Below are 1,116 nucleotides of genomic sequence, written 5' to 3'. Positions count from 1 at the left end.
CAGCAACAGCAACAGCAACAGCAACAGCAACAGCAACAGCAACAGCAACAGCAACAGCAACAGCAACAAAAGTCTCAGAATAGTACTAAACAAGATCAAGGACGGCAGTCACAAAATCAACAAGACGTTGAAAATAAAAAGAAAAACAAGAATCCGAACACAAAGCTAAGCAGCAAAAGGCCGAAACGGAAGTAGAAAAGAAAGGTGAGCACAAAAAAGGTGAACCTATGCAAGCGCAAGCCCAACCAGAAAAAACACCTCAGGATGATCCTGAATTCCGCCGCCTAGAAGCTGTCGAAAGTGCTCGAGATCCAAGCTTTTTGATTCGTGCACAAATGCAGTTGCAAGCTCAACAAAAACAACGTCCACAACAATCTCAGAAGGAGTGGTAAGCCCGTGATGAAAAAAGGCGTACATCTGGTCTTTATTCTTGTGGCCAGCCTGTTATCTAGTTTCTCGGTGATGGCACAAAGCCTCCAGGCAAGTGTCAACAAAACTGAAGTGGCTAAAAATGAAGTCATCAACCTACGGATAATGGCAGACTCAGAAGTGGCGTCCGACGCCATCGACTTCAGCGTATTGGAAAAAGACTTCTTCCTAGGACAGCCTCGCTACGGGCGTTCGAGTAACAACATCAATGGTCGAAAATATCAGCGCACAGAATGGAGCATTTCTATAGCGCCAATGAAAGAAGGGATAATTACGATCCCGAGTTTTTCGGCCGATGGCATGAAAACCGAGCCAATTCAGCTAAAAGTCACGGCGAACAAATCGGCACCCGATCTGGATGATTTGTTCAGCTTCAATATGAGTGTCGATAACCATACGCTATATCCGCAGCAATCTGCGAATTTACGCATGCAACTGATCATCAAGGCCGACACTCGCCGTTTAGACAACCCACAAGTTGTGCCACCACGTATTGAAGGCATGAAGCTCGAACCTGTTGGTGAAATACAACAAGGGCAGCGAGTCATTTCTGGGCTTGAAGTGACAGTGGTGGAGCAATCTTTCCGCTTAACCGCAGAACAACCGGGAACATTCACGCTCCTTGGCCCACAACTGACTGGATCTTATATCTATGGCGATAGTCTGACGGGCTCAACCAAGATCATG

1 protein-coding gene and 1 pseudogene are annotated in these 1,116 nt (G+C 46.4%); both read left to right on the top strand.

Going from position 1 to position 1,116, the window contains the following annotated elements; genetic code table 11:
• Positions 1–392 (top strand): annotated as a pseudogene (locus R7E47_RS25025) (hypothetical protein); the annotation flags it as partial.
• Between the two features lie 4 nt (positions 393–396).
• Positions 397–1,116, top strand: a 720-nt coding sequence (locus R7E47_RS25020; protein WP_318085484.1) for a BatD family protein, incomplete at its 3' end; no start/stop codon positions are given.

The organism is Vibrio sp. Vb1026 (assembly GCF_033338745.1).
Lineage (GTDB): Bacteria > Pseudomonadota > Gammaproteobacteria > Enterobacterales > Vibrionaceae > Vibrio > Vibrio alginolyticus.
Note: the sequence above shows the minus strand (reverse complement) of the source record. Positions and strands in the feature narration are given on the sequence as shown.